This is a genomic window from Sphingomonas phyllosphaerae, from assembly GCF_036946485.1.
In the GTDB taxonomy this organism is placed as follows: domain Bacteria; phylum Pseudomonadota; class Alphaproteobacteria; order Sphingomonadales; family Sphingomonadaceae; genus Sphingomonas; species Sphingomonas phyllosphaerae_E.
This window is the reverse complement of record NZ_JAQIJA010000002.1, coordinates 386,836-404,646: the sequence shown is the minus strand read 5'-3', so window position 1 is coordinate 404,646 and position 17,811 is coordinate 386,836. Positions and strand designations below refer to the sequence as shown.

The 17,811-nt window shown below is 66.1% G+C and carries 20 protein-coding genes, 1 tRNA gene and 1 pseudogene; 19 read left to right on the top strand and 3 right to left on the bottom strand.

Translation table 11 applies throughout. The features are described from left to right. Positions 1 to 260: 260 nt before the first annotated feature. Positions 261 to 722, bottom strand: coding sequence for an Lrp/AsnC family transcriptional regulator (locus tag PGN16_RS07320; protein ID WP_335308754.1), 462 nt, complete (start codon positions 720 to 722; stop codon positions 261 to 263). 203 nt (positions 723 to 925) lie between these two features. On the opposite strand from PGN16_RS07320, the gene PGN16_RS07315 reads away from it, so the two are divergent. The 5 genes from PGN16_RS07315 (at position 926) to PGN16_RS07295 (ending at position 2,889) form a co-directional block, all read left to right on the top strand. After that, on the top strand, positions 926 to 1,552 hold the full coding sequence (locus tag PGN16_RS07315) for a hypothetical protein (RefSeq protein WP_335308753.1): 627 nt from the start codon (positions 926 to 928) through the stop codon (positions 1,550 to 1,552). Between the two features lie 147 nt (positions 1,553 to 1,699). After that, a complete protein-coding gene (locus PGN16_RS07310; RefSeq protein WP_335308752.1) occupies positions 1,700 to 1,969 on the top strand; it encodes a hypothetical protein in 270 nt (89 codons plus the stop codon). After that, positions 1,957 to 2,175 (top strand): hypothetical protein, encoded by a 219-nt coding sequence (locus PGN16_RS07305; protein WP_335308751.1) that lies wholly within the window; start codon positions 1,957 to 1,959, stop codon positions 2,173 to 2,175. The genes PGN16_RS07310 and PGN16_RS07305 overlap by 13 nt, the downstream gene beginning before the upstream one ends. A gap of 381 nt (positions 2,176 to 2,556) precedes the next feature. Continuing rightward, positions 2,557 to 2,632: transfer RNA gene (locus tag PGN16_RS07300), tRNA-Ile, on the top strand. A gap of 53 nt (positions 2,633 to 2,685) precedes the next feature. Continuing rightward, a complete protein-coding gene (locus tag PGN16_RS07295; RefSeq protein WP_335308750.1) occupies positions 2,686 to 2,889 on the top strand; it encodes a DUF5818 domain-containing protein in 204 nt (67 codons plus the stop codon). Between the two features lie 64 nt (positions 2,890 to 2,953). Here the strand turns inward: PGN16_RS07295 and PGN16_RS07290 are convergent. Beyond that, positions 2,954 to 4,173, bottom strand: a pseudogene (locus tag PGN16_RS07290) (NADP-dependent isocitrate dehydrogenase). Between the two features lie 107 nt (positions 4,174 to 4,280). On the opposite strand from PGN16_RS07290, the gene PGN16_RS07285 reads away from it, so the two are divergent. Beyond that, entirely contained in the window at positions 4,281 to 5,003 is a 723-nt protein-coding gene (locus PGN16_RS07285; protein ID WP_335308749.1) for a phosphatidylserine decarboxylase, read from the top strand. 4 nt (positions 5,004 to 5,007) lie between these two features. Then, the gene (locus tag PGN16_RS07280; RefSeq protein ID WP_335308748.1) at positions 5,008 to 5,820 is read left to right on the top strand and encodes a CDP-alcohol phosphatidyltransferase family protein; all 813 of its coding nucleotides are present in this window, start codon (positions 5,008 to 5,010) and stop codon (positions 5,818 to 5,820) included. Here PGN16_RS07280 and PGN16_RS07275 read toward each other — a convergent pair. Then, positions 5,756 to 5,998: a hypothetical protein gene (locus tag PGN16_RS07275; protein WP_335308747.1), complete on the bottom strand. Its 243-nt coding sequence runs from the start codon at positions 5,996 to 5,998 to the stop codon at positions 5,756 to 5,758. The genes PGN16_RS07280 and PGN16_RS07275 overlap by 65 nt on opposite strands. A gap of 292 nt (positions 5,999 to 6,290) precedes the next feature. Here PGN16_RS07275 and rpsB point away from each other — a divergent pair, with 292 nt between their 5' ends. The 12 genes from rpsB (at position 6,291) to rpmE (ending at position 17,769) form a co-directional block, all read left to right on the top strand. After that, positions 6,291 to 7,082, top strand: coding sequence for a 30S ribosomal protein S2 (gene rpsB / locus PGN16_RS07270; protein ID WP_335308746.1), 792 nt, complete (start codon positions 6,291 to 6,293; stop codon positions 7,080 to 7,082). A gap of 109 nt (positions 7,083 to 7,191) precedes the next feature. After that, on the top strand, positions 7,192 to 8,124 hold the full coding sequence (gene tsf, locus PGN16_RS07265) for a translation elongation factor Ts (RefSeq protein WP_335308745.1): 933 nt from the start codon (positions 7,192 to 7,194) through the stop codon (positions 8,122 to 8,124). Between the two features lie 192 nt (positions 8,125 to 8,316). Then, positions 8,317 to 9,060: a UMP kinase gene (gene pyrH / locus PGN16_RS07260; protein WP_335308744.1), complete on the top strand. Its 744-nt coding sequence runs from the start codon at positions 8,317 to 8,319 to the stop codon at positions 9,058 to 9,060. Then, complete coding sequence (gene frr / locus PGN16_RS07255; RefSeq protein ID WP_335308743.1) at positions 9,047 to 9,604, top strand: ribosome recycling factor; 558 nt, start codon at positions 9,047 to 9,049, stop codon at positions 9,602 to 9,604. Before pyrH ends, frr begins: the two co-directional genes overlap by 14 nt. A 28-nt stretch (positions 9,605 to 9,632) precedes the next feature. Next, positions 9,633 to 10,364 carry an isoprenyl transferase gene (locus PGN16_RS07250; RefSeq protein ID WP_335308742.1) on the top strand — a complete coding sequence of 244 codons (732 nt, stop codon included), beginning with the start codon at positions 9,633 to 9,635 and terminating at the stop codon, positions 10,362 to 10,364. Positions 10,365 to 10,374: 10 nt separating this feature from the next. Next, the gene (locus tag PGN16_RS07245) at positions 10,375 to 11,208 is read left to right on the top strand and encodes a phosphatidate cytidylyltransferase (RefSeq protein WP_335308741.1); all 834 of its coding nucleotides are present in this window, start codon (positions 10,375 to 10,377) and stop codon (positions 11,206 to 11,208) included. Beyond that, positions 11,205 to 12,362, top strand: coding sequence for a 1-deoxy-D-xylulose-5-phosphate reductoisomerase (locus PGN16_RS07240; protein ID WP_335308740.1), 1,158 nt, complete (start codon positions 11,205 to 11,207; stop codon positions 12,360 to 12,362). Before PGN16_RS07245 ends, PGN16_RS07240 begins: the two co-directional genes overlap by 4 nt. Next, complete coding sequence (locus tag PGN16_RS07235; protein WP_335308739.1) at positions 12,359 to 13,492, top strand: M50 family metallopeptidase; 1,134 nt, start codon at positions 12,359 to 12,361, stop codon at positions 13,490 to 13,492. Before PGN16_RS07240 ends, PGN16_RS07235 begins: the two co-directional genes overlap by 4 nt. Before the next feature lie 139 nt (positions 13,493 to 13,631). Further along, complete coding sequence (bamA, locus tag PGN16_RS07230) at positions 13,632 to 16,301, top strand: outer membrane protein assembly factor BamA (protein WP_335308761.1); 2,670 nt, start codon at positions 13,632 to 13,634, stop codon at positions 16,299 to 16,301. Then, positions 16,301 to 16,960, top strand: coding sequence for an OmpH family outer membrane protein (locus PGN16_RS07225; RefSeq protein ID WP_335308738.1), 660 nt, complete (start codon positions 16,301 to 16,303; stop codon positions 16,958 to 16,960). The genes bamA and PGN16_RS07225 overlap by 1 nt, the downstream gene beginning before the upstream one ends. Next, on the top strand, positions 16,957 to 17,445 hold the full coding sequence (fabZ, locus tag PGN16_RS07220) for a 3-hydroxyacyl-ACP dehydratase FabZ (RefSeq protein WP_335308737.1): 489 nt from the start codon (positions 16,957 to 16,959) through the stop codon (positions 17,443 to 17,445). Before PGN16_RS07225 ends, fabZ begins: the two co-directional genes overlap by 4 nt. 93 nt (positions 17,446 to 17,538) lie before the next feature. After that, a complete protein-coding gene (gene rpmE / locus PGN16_RS07215) occupies positions 17,539 to 17,769 on the top strand; it encodes a 50S ribosomal protein L31 (protein ID WP_028965840.1) in 231 nt (76 codons plus the stop codon). Positions 17,770 to 17,811: the final 42 nt, after the last annotated feature.

The window sequence follows — 17,811 nt, the reverse complement described above, 5'->3', positions numbered from 1 at the left end:
AGGATGCTCGCCGGATCATCGATACGCTGTGCGACCCAATCACCAGCGACACCGCGATGGCGCGCCATCCGTCGAGGGTCGGGAGGTAGCCGCTGTCGCGCGCCGTTTTTGGTCGCGGCTCATGCTGCGAAACTAGACGCTCCTCCAATTCCTTCCTCCCCCCGAGATGGTCAAACGTCAGTCGTACGCCGTTACCGTTGCCAATCACTCTAGCGCCGCAGCGTTCGGGCCCCCCCCAGTACTGCGGTGATCCCTGTAGATCACACGATCGGCACGCCCGCCTGCGCCTTGAAAGTGCGGATCGTCAGCGATGATTTGACGCTGGTGACGTTGGGTGCCGACGTCAGTTTAGTGGTCAGAATGCGCTGAAAGCTCTCCAAATCCTGCGCGACGATCTTCAGGATGAAGTCGATCTCGCCATTCAGCATATGGCATTCGCGCACCTCCGGAATGGCGGCGACATGCGCCTCGAATGCGGCAAGGTCCGCCTCCGCCTGGCTGCGAAGGCTCACCATCGCGAAAACGGTGATTGGGAAGCCCAATTTGATCGCATCACATTCGGCGTGATAGCCGCGAATCACGCCGGCCTGTTCGAGCGCGCGCACCCGACGCAGACACGGCGGCGCCGTCAATCCGACACGTTCGGCCAACTCGACGTTGGTCATCCGCCCGTCCTCCTGCAGCAGCGCCAGGATTTCGCGGTCGATCCGATCCAGGGTCATCACCATCTCACTCAACTCGCACGCGCATTTTCGCGATAGCTTCTTTCAGGCCGGCTATACGATTGTTGCGCTGAAACGCAATTGTTCAAAGCTGCTTCATTACGGGATCGCTCGCGATTCTCGGCGATAGCACCGAATCGGGCGTGTCCTTAGGAACGGCGGCAAGATCATCCGCAAGCGACAAGAAGAGGTCGATCGTTTCCGTGCGCTTCAACGACAGCCTGAAAACCGTACTGGCCGCCGAGGCGCGATCCGCGTTGGGCGTGCGTGCGGCATATCGGCAACTCGTCGATTTGATCGCGCGGGGACGGGCGCCCGCCGACGACACGCTGCTGACGCGCCTGACGCAATTGCGTGAGCGCGTGCCGGAAGCGGTGCGGGTCGCATGCGCGCGCTCGCTCGCGCTGGTCGATGCGCCGCCCGCCTTGATCGCGCTGTTCGCTACCGACACGCCAGCCGTGGCGACCGCCACGTTGCGTGCGGTTCGGCTGGACCCGCCGGCATGGGAGGCGTTGCTCCCGCGGCTGGGGCCGGTCGGGCGCGGCGTGTTACGGCAGCGGCGCGATCTTCCACCCTCGGTCGAGCGGGCGCTTGAAGCGCTGGGGGCCGCCGATCTGCGGCTGGGCTATTCGCCAGTGACGGTCGACGCCGTGCCCTCCGAACCGGGGGAGCGGTTCGACATCGCCGATCTGGTGCAGCGCATCGCCGCGCATCAGCGTGCGGGGAACGAGCCGCTGCTGCCGCTGGCCGGCTTTCAGTTTGAAACCGATGCGGCGGGGGGTGATCCTCTGGCTGGACGCGGCACCCCGCCGGCGCGGTCATCGGACTGACTTTGGACCCGCGCGCCGGCAACTGGGCGGGGGCCGCGGTCGACGGGGGTAGCGTCCGGCGCATTCCGCAAGCGGCACCGTTTTCCGGGGACACGACTGCGCGTCCCAGGCGGATCCGCGATCTCGGGCGGGTGGCGGATCGCCTGCGTGCCGATGTTCGACCAGATGACCGGCGCCTTCACCGGGAGGCGCGGGCAAGCGCGTCGCCCGCGCGCGGATGAGCGTGCCGAGCGCGGGCTGGATCGGGAACGGGCAGCGGGCGCAGAGGGACTGCGTCGGCTGGTGCACGAATTGCGTACGCCGACGAACGCGATCGCCGGCTTTTCGGAACTGATCGAGCAGCAGTTGCTCGGTCCGGTCGCGCCCGGACTAATCGCGAGCGTGCCGGCGAGATTCGTCGCCGGGTGGGCGAGTTGATCGGGGCGATCGAGGATCTGGACCTTGCCGCGCGGATCGATGGCCATGCGCTCGATCGTCGGGACGGCGTCGCACCCGCGTCGGCGCTGTTGCAGCGGATTGCAGATGATCTGGCCCCACTGGCTGCGCTGCGCGGCGCGGAATTGTCATTGCCGGCGGTTCGCGATGCGGCTTGGGCGTCGACCCGCGAGATGCCGAGCGATTGATCGCGCGCTTCCTGTCGGCCGCTTTGTCGGCCGCTGCGCCCGGTGAGCGACTGACGCTTGCCATGGTCGGTGGCGTAGGGACACTGGCGCTGGCCTTGATGCCGCCCGCAGCGTTCGCTGAGCGTGACGAGGCGAGCCTGTTCGCGCTCGACGACGAAGAAGCGTCGCGGACGAGGGAGCGCCGCTGCTGGGCATCGGCTTCGCTTTCGGTTGGTGCGCAATCTCGCGGCCGAATTGGGCGGACGGTTCGTGATTGCGCCTGGACTGTTCACGCTGTTGCTGCCCGCGGTGGAGCATGATGCCACCAGTCAGGCGAGCGGCAGCGCGACGTAGACGCTTGCCAGCGGGCGGGCGGCGGCGCTACGGGGCGGCGCTGTGGCGGGGCCTGTAGCTCAATGGTTAGAGCTGGCCGCTCATAACGGCTAGGTTGCGGGTTCGAGTCCTGCCGGGCCCACCACCGCGTTTCTGCAACGCATTGCGCGTCGCGGGCGCGATCGCCATGTGCGGCGGATGAGCAGCATCGGCACCCACATCGACGAAACCGGCCTGTTGGTGCGCGAGCATGGCGCGTTCGTGCTACAGTGCGACCGCGGCGGCCGCTACGTGCTGGAGTTGCCTCGCGTGCCCGTCGACCATGTCCAGAGACGGGTGCGCGTGCAGGGCGTGGTCTGTGCAGAGGGACGCGTCGCCGCCGAGGGTGTCAGCGCGGCGTAGCAACGGGGGTCATCACGCGGAGCACCGGGCGGCGGATCGTTCGTCCGCCGCCCGGCCGATGAGATCAGGCCCAGTTGGCCATCTTCTTCTCGAGATTGACGCGAACCGCCTCGAAGAACTGCTCGGGGTCATCCAGCGCTGGTCCGGGCCGATCAGGATCGCGAGATCCTTGGTCATGTCGCCGCTCTCGACGGTTTCGACGCAGACCTGCTCGAGCGTCTCGGCGAAGCGCGTCACGTCCGGCGTGCCGTCGAACTTGCCGCGGTACTTCAGGCCGCCGGTCCAGGCGAAGATCGACGCGATCGGGTTGGTCGAGGTCGCCTTGCCCTGCTGGTGCTGGCGATAATGGCGCGTGACGGTGCCGTGCGCTGCCTCGGCCTCGATCGTCTTGCCGTCCGGGGTCATCAGCACCGAGGTCATCAGCCCCAGCGAACCGAAGCCCTGCGCGACCTGGTCCGACTGGACATCGCCGTCGTAGTTCTTGCAGGCCCAGACGAACTCGCCGTTCCACTTGAGCGCCGAAGCGACCATGTCGTCGATCAGGCGATGCTCGTAGACGATGCCCGCGGCCTTGAACTGGTCGGCGAACTCGCTCTCGAACACTTCGGCGAAGATGTCCTTGAAGCGGCCGTCATAGGCCTTGAGGATCGTGTTCTTGGTCGACAGATACACCGGCCAGTTGCGGCCGAGCCCGTAGTTGAGCGAGGCGCGCGCGAAGTCGCGGATCGACTCGTCGAGATTGTACATGCCCATCGCGACGCCAGCCGACGGGAAGTCGAACACCTCGTGCTCGATCGTGTCGCCGTTCTCGCCTTCCCACTTCATGGTCAGCTTGCCCTTGCCGGGCACCTTGAAGTCGGTGGCCTTGTACTGGTCGCCGAACGCATGACGGCCGACGACGATCGGGTGCGTCCAGCCCGGGATGAGGCGAGGGACGTTCTTCATCACGATCGGCTCGCGGAAGACGACCCCGCCCAGGATGTTGCGGATCGTGCCGTTGGGCGAGCGCCACATCTTCTTGAGCCCGAACTCCTCGACGCGCTGCTCGTCGGGGGTGATCGTCGCGCACTTGACGCCGACGCCGTACTTCTGGATCGCCTTGGCGCTGTCGACCGTCACCTGATCGTCGGTGCGGTCACGCTCCTGCACGCCGAGATCGTAATAATCGAGATCGATGTCGAGGTACGGCTTGATCAGGCGCTCGCGGATCCATTCCCAGATGATCCGCGTCATCTCGTCGCCGTCGATCTCCACGACGGGCGTCTTTACCTTGATCTTCGCCATGCTCGCTTGTCCTTCGAGTGGGTGGTTTGGTGCGGCGATAGGGGGAAGGGGGGCGGGGATCAACCTACGGCGTTGTCACCACGCGCTTCGCCCGATAGGACGAAGCGATGACTTCGCTCGACAAGCCGCCGGTCGTCACGACCACCGTCAAGTGGCGCTTCCCCGCCGTCCACCCCGAGGGGCAGAAATTCACCGCCATCGCGTTCGGCATCACTTTGTTGATGACGATCGTCTCCAAGGTGTTCTTCTGGCCATTCCTGGGGCTGACCCTGTGGGTGGCGGCGTTCTTCCGCGATCCGGTGCGCACCACGCCGATCGGCGACGACCTGATCGTCTCGCCCGCCGATGGGCTGATCACGATGATCGAGCGCGTGCCGGTGCCGCGCGAGCTGGTCGCCGATCTCGGCGAGGCGCCGATGGTGCGCGTGTCGGTGTTCATGTCGGTGTTCGACGTCCACATCAATCGCTCGCCGATCGCGGGGACAATCCGGCAGGTCGTCTATATCTCCGGCAAGTTCCTGAACGCCGATCTCGACAAGGCGTCGGAGGAGAACGAGCGCCAGCATTTCGTCGTCGAGGGCTTCGACGGGCGTCGCGTCGGCTTCACGCAGATCGCCGGGTTGGTGGCGCGCCGGATCGTCGGCTTCGCGAAGATCGGCGACATCGTTGCTGCCGGGCAGCGTGTCGGCCTGATCCGCTTCGGCAGCCGCGTCGACGTGTATCTGCCGGAGGGCTTCGAGCCGCAGGTCGCGCTGGGGCAGCGTGCGGTGGCGGGCGAGACGGTGCTCGGCCGCTTCGGCGTGCCGCGCATCACCGGCAAGTCGCAGTAACCAGATGCGCCCGCCGATCCGCCGCCCGCTTCGTCGCCCGCCCGGGGGGCTACCCTTGCGTGCGGTGGCGCCCAATGCGGTTACCGCGCTGGCGCTGTGTTCCGGTTTGTCGGGGATTCGCTTCGCGATCTCCGGCCATTGGGAGATGGCGGTCGTGATGGTGCTGATCGCCGGAGTGCTCGATGGCCTCGATGGCCGGGTCGCCCGAATGCTGCATGGTGAGAGCCGCTTCGGCGCAGAACTCGATTCGCTTTCCGATGCGATTTCGTTCGGCGTATCGCCGGCGCTGATCCTCTACCTCTGGTCGCTCCACGCCCTGCCACGGTTCGGCTGGATGGCTGCGCTGGTGCTGGCGGTATTCTGCGCCCTGCGTCTCGCGCGATTCAACGCGAATATCGACGCCGACGATCAACCCCACAAATCGGCGGGCTTCCTCACCGGCGTGCCCGCGCCGGCCGGCGCGGCGCTGGCGCTCCTGCCGTTGTTCCTGTGGTTCGTCACCGAAGCGCCGATCCTACGCGACCCGCGGCTGGTGGCTCCGTGGACGGTCGCTGTCGCGCTGCTGATGGTGTCCAGCCTCGCCACCTTCTCGACCGGATCGCTGAAGCTGCGTCCCAACATCCGTTTCGAGGCGATCGCGATCGTCGTCGCGGTCGGGGCCGCCGCAGTCAGCGCGCCGTGGCAGACCGCTGCGGCAGCGGGGATCGCCTATCTGCTCGCGCTGCCGTTCAGCGTCGCGAGCTACGCGCGCGTCAAGCGGCTTCGCGCGAACGCAGCGTCGTCCGCGTCATCGTCGACCCTGCCGCCCAACGCCTGACCGCGATTCGCCGTTCGGCGCGCACCAGCGTGGAGAGTGGTTCGAAACGCGTGTTGCCCGATTGTCCCCGCAGCACCGCCGCAATCCGCGCCGCTTGCGGGAATATCGTCGCGACCAGCGCATAGAGCGCGAGCCCGGCAGCTCCACCGAACACCATTACCGCCATCAAGGTCGCCATGCTCGCCTCCTCGCACATCGTGCGAACCGTCCCGCTGTAAATTCCCGCACAGCGGCGTGGTTCCTAAATCAATGTCAGAGCGGACGTTTAGCAACGCGGTTCCCACTCTGTTCTCACTGGTTGTTCCATCTATGTTCGCGCGTGTCAACAGTTTCTCGAAACTTGCATTGTGAACGGCAGTCGGGTAGGGCGCGCGCCTCAACCCCGCATGGGGAGCATCATCAACCGGTGCGCTGGCCTTCCAGGTCGCGTCACTCGCTCCCCAGAGGCTCAACCGGAAGGAAAACACACCATGGCGGCTCCTGTCGTCTCCATGCAGCAGCTCATCGAAACCGGCGCGCACTTCGGCCACCAGACCCACCGCTGGAATCCGAAGATGAAGCCCTACATCTTCGGCGAACGCAACGGCGTCCACATCATCGACCTGTCGCAGACCGTGCCGCTGTTCGCGCGCGCGCTCGACTTCGTCAGCCAGTCGGTCGCAGCCGGCGGCAAGGTGCTGTTCGTCGGCACCAAGCGCCAGGCGCAGGAGCCGGTCGCCGAGGCGGCGCGCCGCGCCGGCCAGCACTTCGTCAACCACCGCTGGCTGGGCGGGATGCTCACCAACTGGAAGACGATCTCGAACTCGATCAAGCGTCTGAAGAGCCTCGAGGAGCAGCTGTCGGGCAACACCGCCGGCCTCACCAAGAAGGAAGTGCTGCAGCTGACCCGCGAGCGCGACAAGCTCGAGCTGTCGCTGGGCGGCATCCGCGACATGGGCGGTATCCCGGACGTGATGTTCGTGATCGACGCCAACAAGGAAGAGCTGGCGATCAAGGAAGCCAATACGCTCGGCATCCCGGTCGTCGCGATCCTCGACTCGAACGTGTCGCCGGACGGCATCGCCTTCCCGGTGCCCGCGAATGACGACGCGGCGCGTGCGATCCGCCTATATTGCGAGGCGATCGCCATCGCCTCGACCCGCGGCAACCAGCAGCAGCAGGCGAGCCGTGGCGTCGATCTGGGCGCGATGAGCGAGCCGCCGGCGGAAGAGGCGCTGGCCGCCGAGCCGGCCGCGACCGAGGGCGAAACCGCCGCCGCGTAAAGCGTTTGTCATGGAGGCGTCGTAACCGGCGCCTCCACTATTTCCCGATCGACGCGCGGCGATGGAGATGTCGCCGCGCGTCGACTCCATCACAATCGAGGACAGTCAAATGGCCGATATCACGGCAGCGATGGTCAAGGACCTGCGCGAGAAGAGCGGCGCGGGCATGATGGATTGCAAGAAGGCGCTGAACGAGACCGGTGGCGACACCGACGCGGCGCTGGACTGGCTGCGCACCAAGGGGCTGGCCGCGGCGCAGAAGAAGTCGAGCCGCACCGCCGCCGAGGGTCTGGTCGGCGTCGCCGTCGCCGGCACCAAGGGTGCGGTGGTCGAGGTGAACTCGGAAACCGACTTCGTCGCCAAGAACGAGCAGTTCCAGAGCTTCGTCCGCGAAGTGACGCAGATCGCCCTTGCCACCGGCGGTGACGTAGACGCGATCAAGGCGGAGAAGATGCCGTCGGGCACCACCGTCGAGGAAGCGCTGACCAACAATGTCGCGACGATCGGCGAGAACCAGTCGATCCGCCGCGCGCGTCAGCTGAGCGTCGCCAACGGTGCGGTCGTGGCCTATGTCCACAACCAGCAGGCGCCGGGTCTGGGCAAGATCGGCGTGCTTGTCGCGCTGGAGAGCAACGCCGCCGACGACGTGCTGCAGGGTCTGGGCAAGCAGCTGGCGATGCACATCGCCGCCGCCTTCCCGAAGGCGCTGAACGAGAACGATCTCGACGAGGCCGAGATCGAGCGCGAGCGCGCGATCGCGACCGAGAAGGCGTCCGAATCGGGCAAGCCGGCCGACATCATCGCCAAGATGGTCGAGGGCTCGATCGCCAAGTACCGCAAGGAGCATGCGCTGGTCAGCCAGCTGTTCGTCATGGACGGCAAGACCAAGATCAGCGACGTGGTCGCCAAGGCCGGCAAGGACGCCGGTGCCGAGATCGTGCTGAAGGACTATGTCCGCTTCCAGCTCGGCGAGGGCATCGAGAAGGAAGTGTCCGACTTCGCCGCCGAAGTCGCCGCCGCTTCGGGCGTGCCGCAGGGCTGATCCGTCTGCGGCATCGCGGGCTTGCCCGTGGTGCCGGTCGGATAACGCGCCGCCGCTCCGGTTTAGACCGGGGCGGCGGTTCGCGTTTATGCGTCGTGCGGGCGGCTTCGCGAACGTGTCAACCCATTGCCAGCCGCGCACCCGCCGCTTAGGGTCCGCGCCGCTTCGCCCTCCCACAACGACGGAATTCACGTGACCGAGCCTCGCTACAAACGCATCCTGCTCAAGCTGTCGGGCGAGGTCCTGATGGGGCAGGGGGGGCTGGCGATCGACACCGCCGTGACCGCGCGCGTCGCAGAGGAAATCGCCGATGTGCGCGCGCAGGGCTATGAATTGTGCGTCGTCGTGGGCGGCGGTAACATCTTTCGCGGCATTTCCGGTGCGGCCAACGGCATGGAGCGCGCGACCGCCGATTATATGGGGATGCTCGCGACCGTCATGAACGCGCTGGCGGTGCAGAACGCGCTGGAGACGATCGGCGTCGACACGCGCGTCCAGTCGGCGATCCCGATGCACTCGGTGTGCGAGCCGTTCATCCGGCGCCGCGCCGAGCGGCATCTGGAGAAAGGCCGCGTGGTGATCTTCGCCGCGGGCGTCGGCTCGCCGTTCTTCACCACCGACAGCGGCGCGGCGCTCCGCGCGGCCGAGATGAACTGCGACGCCTTGTTCAAGGGCACCTCGGTCGATGGCGTCTATGATGCCGACCCGAAGAAGGTCGCCGACGCGAAGCGTTATGAGACAGTCAGTTACGACATGGTGCTGGCAAAGAACCTGAAGGTGATGGATGCCAGCGCCGTGGCGCTGTGCCGTGATTCGGACATTCCGATCGTCGTGTTCAACATCCGCGAGCACGGCAATTTCGCCGCCGTGCTGAGCGGAAAGGGTGTGTCGACGGTCGTGCAGAAGAAGATGGAGACTATCGATGCCGGCGTATGAAAAGGCTGATCTTGAGCGGCGCATGAACGGCGCGGTCGAATCGCTGAAGGGTGATCTGGCCGGGCTGCGCACGGGGCGTGCCTCGACCTCGCTGCTCGATCCGGTGACCGTCGAGGTCTATGGCGCACATATGCCGTTGAACCAGGTCGCCACCGTGTCGGTGCCCGAGCCGCGGATGCTGTCGGTGCAGGTCTGGGACAAGTCGAACGTCGGCCCCGTCGAGAAGGCGATCCGCTCGGCCGGGCTCGGGCTCAATCCGATCAACGACGGTCAGACGCTGCGGCTGCCGATCCCGGATCTGACCGAGGAGCGCCGCAAGGAACTGGCAAAGCTGGCCGGGCAATATTCGGAGAAGGCCAAGGTGGCGGTGCGCAACGTGCGCCGCGACGGCATGGACGCGTTGAAGACCGACGAGAAGAAGAACGTCATCTCCGAGGACGATCGCAAGCGGCTGGAAACCGAAGTCCAGAAGCTGACCGACGCGACGATCACCGAGATCGATGCGGTATCGGCCGCGAAGGAAAAGGAAATCCTCAACAAGTGACGGCGTGCGCGCTTTGGGGAGGAAGCTGATGGCGACCGCGGCGATCCCGCAGGCCGCGCCTGCCGTTCTGCCGCGTCACGTGGCGATCATCATGGACGGCAACGGCCGCTGGGCGGCGGCGCGGCGGCTGCCGCGGGCGATGGGGCATCGCGCCGGCGTCGAGGCGGTGCGGACTGTCACGCGCGCGGCGCGCGCGATGGGTATCGAGGCGCTGACGCTCTACGCTTTCTCCTCGGAGAACTGGCGCCGGCCGGCCGAGGAGATCGGCGGGCTGATGAAGTTGCTCAAGCTGTTCATCCGCAATGATCTCGCCGAGCTGGTGCGTGAAGGCGTTAGGTTGCGCGTCCTGGGCGACTATCGCCGGTTCCCCGAAGACGTCGTCTCCTTAATCGACGATGCGCTGGCGCAGACCGCAAACAATCACGGGCCGATCCTTGCGATCGCGCTCAACTACGGTGCGCAAGCCGAGCTGGTCGCGGCCGCGCAGTCGCTGGCTGCGCGTGCAGCGGCCGGAACGCTGGACCCGGCAGCGATCGATGCTGAGTCGATCGAGGCGCAGCTCGAGACGCATGATCTGCCGCCCCTCGATCTGTTGATCCGAACCTCGGGCGAGCAACGATTGTCCAATTTCCTGCTGTGGCAGGCCGCCTATGCCGAGCTGCTGTTCGTCGATACGCTGTGGCCGGACTTCGACGCCGAGGCGCTCGCCAGCGCGGTGGATGCCTTCGGGCGTCGCCAGCGCCGCTATGGCGGGCTGTGATCCGGTCCGCATGAGCGACGACGCTCCGCTCCCGCCGACTCCCGACGCCAAATTGCGGACGCCGTCCAACCTGCGGCTTCGAATGATCGCCAGCGTGGGGATGATCGCGATCGCTTCGGTCGCGCTCATCCTCGGCGACATCGCCTTCTGGCTGCTGGCGGTGGTGATCGCATTATTCATGATGGCGGAATGGTCCGACCTGCATCACGTCGACGCCCGAACCAAACGGCTGTCGCAGATGGCGCTGAGCGTGCCGTTGGCGACGATGGCGCCAGCGTGGCTGATCATCGAGCCGCATGATTTCTTCACGCTGGGCCTGATCGGTGGCGCGGCGTTCTTCGTGGTGATTGTCACCAGATTGCCGCAACTGGCGCTCGGCATTGTCTATTGTGGGGTGCCGGTGTTGGCGTTGGTGGTGTTGCGACGACATGACGCGCACGGTCTGCTCTATGCCTTTTGGGCGATGGCGCTGGTCTGGGCGTGCGACATTGGCGCGTTCTTTGCCGGGCGGTCGATCGGTGGACCGAAGCTCGCCCCACGACTGTCGCCGAACAAGACCTGGGCCGGGCTGATCGGCGGGACGATCGCGGCCGGTGCGCTGGGGCTGGTGCTTCACGCCACGGCCGGGTTGCCGCTGGCGCTGGCGCTGTGTTCGCCGGTGCTGGCGGTGCTGGCGCAGATCGGTGACCTTTATGAGAGTTGGCTCAAGCGGCGCGCCGGCGTGAAAGACTCGGGCAATATCCTGCCGGGGCATGGCGGCGTGCTCGATCGCCTTGACGGGCTGGTGCCGGTCGCCCCGGTCGCCGCGATCCTCGTGCTGACGCTGACGGGCCTGACGGCATGAAGACCGTCAATATCCTCGGCGCGACCGGATCGGTCGGCACCTCGACGCTCGACCTGGTCGAGCGCGAACCGGACGCGTTCCGCGTGCGCGCGCTGACCGCCAATTGCGATGTCGCCGGATTGGCGGCGGCAGCGATCCGCACCAATGCCGAACTGGCGGTGGTAGCCGACGAGTCCTGCCTCGCTGCGTTGCGTAGCGCGCTGGCGGGTACGGGAGTCGCAAGCGCGGGGGGCGCGCAGGCGGTGTGCGACGCGGCGGCGAACGGCGCGGATTGGACGATGGGGGCGATCGTCGGCTGCGCCGGGTTGCGCCCGACGCTGGCGGCGATCGAGCAGGGCGGTACGGTGGTGCTCGCCAACAAGGAACCGCTGGTCTCGGCGGGCGCGATCATCACCGCCGCGGCGGCGCGGCATGGCGCGACGCTGCTGCCCGCCGACAGCGAGCACAATGCGATCTTCCAATGCCTCGACCTCGCGCAGGTCGAACGCGTACGACGGATCATCCTGACCGCAAGTGGCGGACCTTTTCGCGACTGGACGCTGGAAGCGATGTCGACCGTCACGCCGGCTCAGGCGGTGGCGCACCCCAATTGGTCGATGGGCGCGAAGATTTCGGTCGACAGCGCGACGATGATGAACAAGGGGCTCGAGCTGATCGAGGCGGCGGCACTGTTCCCGATCCCCTCCGACCGGATCGAGATCGTCATTCACCGCCAATCGGTGATTCACAGCCTCGTCGATTACGTCGACGGCTCGATACTGGCGCAATTGGGGCCGAGCGACATGCGCGTACCGATCGCGCATTGCCTGGCGTGGCCGGAACGGATGGCCACGCCGATGGCACCGCTCGACCTCGTAAAGATCGGCAGGCTTGACTTCGAAAGGCCTGACGAAACACGCTTTCGTTCGCTGGCGCTGGCGCGTGCCGCGGTGAATGCGGGAGGCGCTCGGCCGGCGATCCTGAATGCGGCGAACGAGATCGCCGTGGCGGCTTTCCTGAAGGGCGCGATCGGCTTTCTTGAAATCGCCGCAATCGTCGACGATACCCTGCAGCGCTACGACCCGGCCGCGCCGGAAACGCTCGACGCGGTGCTCCACGTCGATACGGAAGCGCGGCGACTGGCGGGCGAGCGCGTGAAGGATTGCGTGGCTTGATCCAGACTCCGGGACTATTGCTGACCGTTCTCGCCTTCTTCCTGGTGATCGGCCCGCTCGTCTTCATCCATGAAATGGGGCATTATCTCGCGGGCCGCTGGTTCGGCGTGAAGGCAGACGCCTTTTCGATCGGCTTCGGGCGCGAGGTGGCCGGCTGGACCGACAAGCGTGGCACCCGCTGGAAGCTCGCGTGGCTGCCGCTCGGCGGGTACGTGAAGTTCGCAGGCGACATGAACCCGGCGAGCCAGCCGACCGGCGAGTGGCTGGCGCTGCCGGCCGCGGAGCGCGCCCAGACGTTTCAGGCCAAGCCCGTATGGCAGCGCGCGATCATCGTCGCCGCCGGGCCGTTCGTGAATTTCGTGCTCGCGATCCTGATCCTCGCCGGCTTTGCGATCGCTTATGGCGATGCGCGGACGCCCAGCGTCGTCGGACAGGCGATCCCCGGCACCGCCGCCGCGGCGGCGGGCCTGCGGGCTGGCGACCGGGTCACCGCGCTCGGCGGGCGACCGGTCGAGACATTCGAGGACATGGTGCGGTTCGTGAAGATCCGCGCGGGCGAGCGGGTGCGCGTCGACTACGTGCGTGGTGCCAGCCCGGCGAGCGTCGAGGCGGTGATCGGTACGCAGGAGCAGCGCGACCGCTTCGGCAACAGCTACCGGGTCGGGCTGCTCGGGATCTCGCCGGCCGCGCCGGTGATCCAGCCGGTCGGCGTGCTGGAAGCGCCGGTGATCGCGGTGCGGCGCACCGGTCAGATCGTCGAGATGATGGTCGAGACGATCGGGCAGATCATATCCGGTCGCCGGTCGGTCAAGGAACTCGGCGGGCCGCTATCGATCGCCAAGGTGTCGGGCGAGCAGATCACGCTCGGCCCGGATGCGTTCGTTTTCCTGATCGCGTTGGTGTCGATCAATCTCGGGTTCATCAACCTGCTGCCAGTGCCGATGCTCGATGGCGGGCATCTGCTCTTCTATGCGATCGAAGCGGTGCGGCGCCGGCCGGTGGCGCCGGAGGCAGTGGAATGGGCCTATCGCGGCGGTTTGGTGGCGGTGCTTGCCCTGATGTTGCTGGTGACCTTCAACGATCTGGGCAACTTCGGCCTGTGGCGGCATCTGGCCGGGTTGATCGGGTGAGCAAGGTAAGGCAGGGCGGCGCACGCGCCGTCGACCGGGCCTGGATGGACGGCGTTTACTCTCGGGTAGGATTGCAGTGACGGTGCTGAACACTTCGACTTCGCGGGCGCGTGCCTCGGCGACCTTGCTGGGCTGCACCATGCTGGCCGGCGTGCCGCTGGCCGCGACCGCGCAGACCCGCCCGGCCGCACGCCCGGCTCCCGCCGCGACTGCTCCGGCCCAGCCCGCACAGGCCCCCGCGGTCGCGCAGCCCGCCGCGCGGACGATCACCTCGCTACGCGTCGAGGGGACGCAGCGGATCGAGCCGGAGACGGCGCTGAGCTATACCAAGCTGCGGCAGGGCGACAGCTACACCAACGAGACGCTCGATCAGGCGATCAAGGACCTGTACGCCAGCGACCTGTTCGCCGACGTGCAGATCGACGGCGCGGCGACGGGCAATATCGTGATCCGCGTTCGCGAGAACCCGATCATCAACCGCGTGATCTTCGAGGGCAACAAGCGCCTGAAAGAAGACAAGATCGGCAAGGAGGTCCGCCTCAAGCCGCGCCAGATCTTCACCCGTTCCGCGGTGCGTGCCGATGTGGCGCGGATCATCGAGCTGTACCGCCGCCAGGGCCGCTTCGCCGCGACCGTCCAGCCGAAGATGGTCAGCCTCGACCAGAACCGCGTCGACGTGATCTTTGAGGTGAGCGAGGGGCCGAAGTCGAAGGTCCGGCAGATCAACATCATCGGCAATCAGGTCTTCGACGACGGCAAGCTGCGCGCGCAGATGGCGACCAAGGAGGCGCGCTTCTATCGCCTGTTGTCGTCGGGAACCTCCTACGATCAAGACCGGCTCGCCTACGACCAGCAGAAGCTGCGGCAATTCTATCTGACTGAGGGCTATGCCGATTTCCGTGTAACCTCGGCAGTCGCCGAGCTGACGCCGGACCGCAAGGACTTCATCATCACCTATGTGGTGGAGGAAGGTCCGCGCTACAAATTCGGTGACGTGACCGTCGACAGCGACATCCGCGACTTCGACGGCAAGAAGCTGGCCGCCGGGCTGCCGATCAAAAAGGGCGACTGGTACAACGCCAAGATGGTCGAGGACACGATCGACAATCTGAGCGAGACCGCCGGGCTGTTCGGCTATGCGTTCAGCAACGTCCAGCCTGAATATCAGCGCGACCGCGAGGCGCTGACGATGTCGATCAACTTCCACATCGGTCAGGCGCAGCGCACCTATGTCGAGCGCGTCGACATCACCGGCAACACGCAGACGCAGGACAAGGTGATCCGTCGCGAAGTGCGTCTGGGCGAAGGCGATGCCTTCAACAGCTTCCAGGTCAAGCGCTCGCAGGACCGCATCAACTCGCTCGGCTTTTTCCAGGACAAGTTCGAGATCAAGCAGACGCCGGGGTCCGCGCCCGACCGCGTCGTCCTCGACGCCAATGTCGAGGAACGGTCGACCGGGCAGCTCCAACTGTCGGCGGGCTTCTCGAGCCTGGAGCGCTTCATCATCCAGGCGAACATCACGCAGAACAATTTCCGCGGCAAGGGGCAGACGCTCAGCGCGGGCGTGAACTATTCAACCTATTCCAAGTCGATCCAGCTCGGCTTCACCGAACCTTATGTGTTCGACAAGAACATCGCGCTGGGCGTCGACGTGTTCCGTCGTGACTACAACGCGTTCAACTTTATCGGCACCAACCGCAACACCACCTACAGTCAGGTGTCGACCGGCTTCCAGGTGCGTACCGGTGTGCCGCTGACCGAATATTGGCAGCTCGCCGGTCGCTACGGCTTCTCCTATGACGAAGTCGGCTTGGACCAGAACAGCTTCTATACCAACGGCAAATGCGATCCGCTCAAGGCGGGGCGCTACCTCTGCGACTCGCTCGGGAATCGTCTAACCTCGTCGATCGGCTATTCGCTGATCTTCGACAGCCTCAACAGCCGGCTGCGTCCGACCGCGGGGCAGCGCTTCGTGTTCAGTCAGGATTTCGCCGGCCTCGGCGGCGACGTGAAGTACATCCGCTCGAAGCTCGACTTCTCCAAGTTCGTCAATCTTGGCGGAGGCTTCATCGGCTCGTTCGTGGGCGAGGGCGGCTATATCAAGTCGCTCGAAAAGTCGCGTGGTGAAGGCGTCGATCGCATCCGCATCAACGACCGCTTCTATCTCGGCGAGCCGCAATTCCGTGGCTTCGACATCCGCGGGGTCGGTCCGCGTGTGCAGCGGCGTTATTACACGACCGATTCTGCGGGCAAGCAGGTGCTGATCACCGATCGCGACCAGTTGGTCGACGACGCGCTGGGCGGCACGGCCTATTATCTCGGCCGCTTCGAGGTCGAGCTGCCGCTCGGCTCGGGCGCACGCGAGATGGGGCTGCGGCCGTCGATCTATGCGCAGTTCGGCAGCCTGTTCAACATCACCGAGCCGCTCAAGACCGCGACCTTCCCGACCACCACCGATGCCAACGGCAACACGGTCGTACTACCGCTGCCGGTGAAGGATACCGCGGGCAACCCGCTGTATTCGTACGTCAATGCCGCGGGCGTGCTGGTGCCGACCACCTGCGCGGCCGGCATCCCGAACGGCAATGGCGGGTGTAACGGCATCGTTCCCAATTCGCCGCAGATCGCGTCGCAGCCGTTCGAGGAGCGATTCCTCGGCAATTCGGCCCGTCCGCGCGTCTCGGTAGGTATCGGCGTCAACTGGAATTCGCCGTTCGGGCCGTTGCGGATCGATCTCGCCAAGGCGCTGATCTCGCAGCCCGGCGACGATCGCAAGCTTATCACCTTCAACGTAGGGACTCAGTTCTGATGACCAACTTCAAGCACCTCCTGCTCGCCGCGGCGCTCGTGACGCCGGGCGCGTTCACCGCCGCGACCGCCACTGCCCAGGTTGCGGGCATCGCCGTCGCCGATCCCGAAGCGGCCGTCGCGAATTCAAAGGCGTGGGCGACGGCCCGCCAGCAGATCCAGACGACCTACAAGGCGCAGCTCGATCAGGCGAACACGCGTCGCCAGGCGATTCAGGCCGAGCTGCAGCCGCTGGTCGCCGCCTATCAGAAGGCCGCCGCGGCCCCGGGCGCGACCGAGGCGTCGCTGCGCACGCAGGCGCAATCGATTCAGACCCGTGAGCAGACCGCCAATGCCGAGCTGCAGCGTCTGACCGCGCCGGCGAGCCGTGCGCAGGCTTATGCGATCGAGCAGATTTCGGCCAAGCTGCCCGACGCGGTGAACGGTGCCGTGCGCGCCAAGAACGTCAGCCTGCTGCTGCGCCCGAACGCGGCGTTGTTCGCGCAGCCGACGACCGACATCACCTCGGCGATCACCGCCGAGCTGGACCGCCTGGTCCCGACCGTCGGGATCACCCCGCCGGCCAACTGGCAGCCGGGTCAGCAGGGCGACGCCGCCGCTGCGCCCGCCGCCGCTCCCGCTGCCCCGGCGGCGACCACCCGCGCGCCCACCGGCCGGTGAGCGAGGCGCACGCTGACACGACGGGCGGGCCGATCGGCCCGCTCGATATCGTGGACGTGATGACAGCGCTGCCGCATCGTTATCCGATGCTGCTGGTCGACCGCGTCGAGGAGATCGTTCGCGATCGTTCGATCCGCGTGATCAAGGCGGTGACGATCAACGAAGGCTTCTTCCAGGGGCATTTCCCCGGTCGTCCGATCATGCCGGGCGTGCTGATCGTCGAGGCGCTGGCGCAGGCTGCTGGCGTGCTTGCCGTGGAGAGCCTCGGGCTCGCCGGCTCGGGTAAGCTGGTCTATTTCATGGCGATCGACGGCGCGAAGTTCCGCAAGCCGGTAGAGCCGGGCGTGCTGCTGTCGCTTGAGGTCGAGTTCGTGCAGAAGCGTTCGTCGGTGTGCAAGTTCGCCGGTGTTGCGAAGATCGACGGACAGGTCGCCGCGGAGGCGAACTTTACCGCCATGATCGCCGATCCGCCCAAGCGCGGCTGATCGCGCCACAGGCTTTGACTTCGGCGCGCGTTTCGATTAGGCGCGCGCCTTCCTTTCAGGCTGGTCGGAACCAGCCATTTCGGAGCACGACCCATGAAGAAAGACACGCACCCCGACTATCACATGATCAAGGTTCAGATGACCGACGGCACCGTGTACGAGACTCGCTCCACCTGGGGCAAGGAAGGTGACACGATGACGCTGGAAATCGACCCCTTGGCGCACCCGGCATGGACCGGTGGTCGTGGTCAGGTGCTGGACGCTGGTGGGCAGGTTGCTCGCTTCAACAAGCGCTTCGGTGGTGGCCTTACGCTCCGCAAGTAAGCGGGCGCGTTAACCATTCGTTAGGCATGGCGGCGTACGATC

Excerpts from the sequence above, each read along its gene's own strand:
- PGN16_RS07320 (WP_335308754.1), bottom strand. The coding sequence starts at position 722 with ATGACCCTGGATCGGATCGACCGCGAAATCCTGGCGCTGCTGCAGGAG.
- PGN16_RS07295 (WP_335308750.1), top strand. The coding sequence starts at position 2,686 with ATGAGCAGCATCGGCACCCACATCGACGAAACCGGCCTGTTGGTGCGC.
- PGN16_RS07285 (WP_335308749.1), top strand. The coding sequence starts at position 4,281 with ATGACTTCGCTCGACAAGCCGCCGGTCGTCACGACCACCGTCAAGTGG.
- PGN16_RS07280 (WP_335308748.1), top strand. The coding sequence starts at position 5,008 with ATGCGCCCGCCGATCCGCCGCCCGCTTCGTCGCCCGCCCGGGGGGCTA.
- PGN16_RS07275 (WP_335308747.1), bottom strand. The coding sequence starts at position 5,998 with ATGGCGACCTTGATGGCGGTAATGGTGTTCGGTGGAGCTGCCGGGCTC.
- rpsB (WP_335308746.1), top strand. The coding sequence starts at position 6,291 with ATGGCGGCTCCTGTCGTCTCCATGCAGCAGCTCATCGAAACCGGCGCG.
- tsf (WP_335308745.1), top strand. The coding sequence starts at position 7,192 with ATGGCCGATATCACGGCAGCGATGGTCAAGGACCTGCGCGAGAAGAGC.
- frr (WP_335308743.1), top strand. The coding sequence starts at position 9,047 with ATGCCGGCGTATGAAAAGGCTGATCTTGAGCGGCGCATGAACGGCGCG.
- PGN16_RS07250 (WP_335308742.1), top strand. The coding sequence starts at position 9,633 with ATGGCGACCGCGGCGATCCCGCAGGCCGCGCCTGCCGTTCTGCCGCGT.
- PGN16_RS07245 (WP_335308741.1), top strand. The coding sequence starts at position 10,375 with ATGAGCGACGACGCTCCGCTCCCGCCGACTCCCGACGCCAAATTGCGG.
- PGN16_RS07240 (WP_335308740.1), top strand. The coding sequence starts at position 11,205 with ATGAAGACCGTCAATATCCTCGGCGCGACCGGATCGGTCGGCACCTCG.
- bamA (WP_335308761.1), top strand. The coding sequence starts at position 13,632 with ATGCTGGCCGGCGTGCCGCTGGCCGCGACCGCGCAGACCCGCCCGGCC.
- PGN16_RS07225 (WP_335308738.1), top strand. The coding sequence starts at position 16,301 with ATGACCAACTTCAAGCACCTCCTGCTCGCCGCGGCGCTCGTGACGCCG.
- rpmE (WP_028965840.1), top strand. The coding sequence starts at position 17,539 with ATGAAGAAAGACACGCACCCCGACTATCACATGATCAAGGTTCAGATG.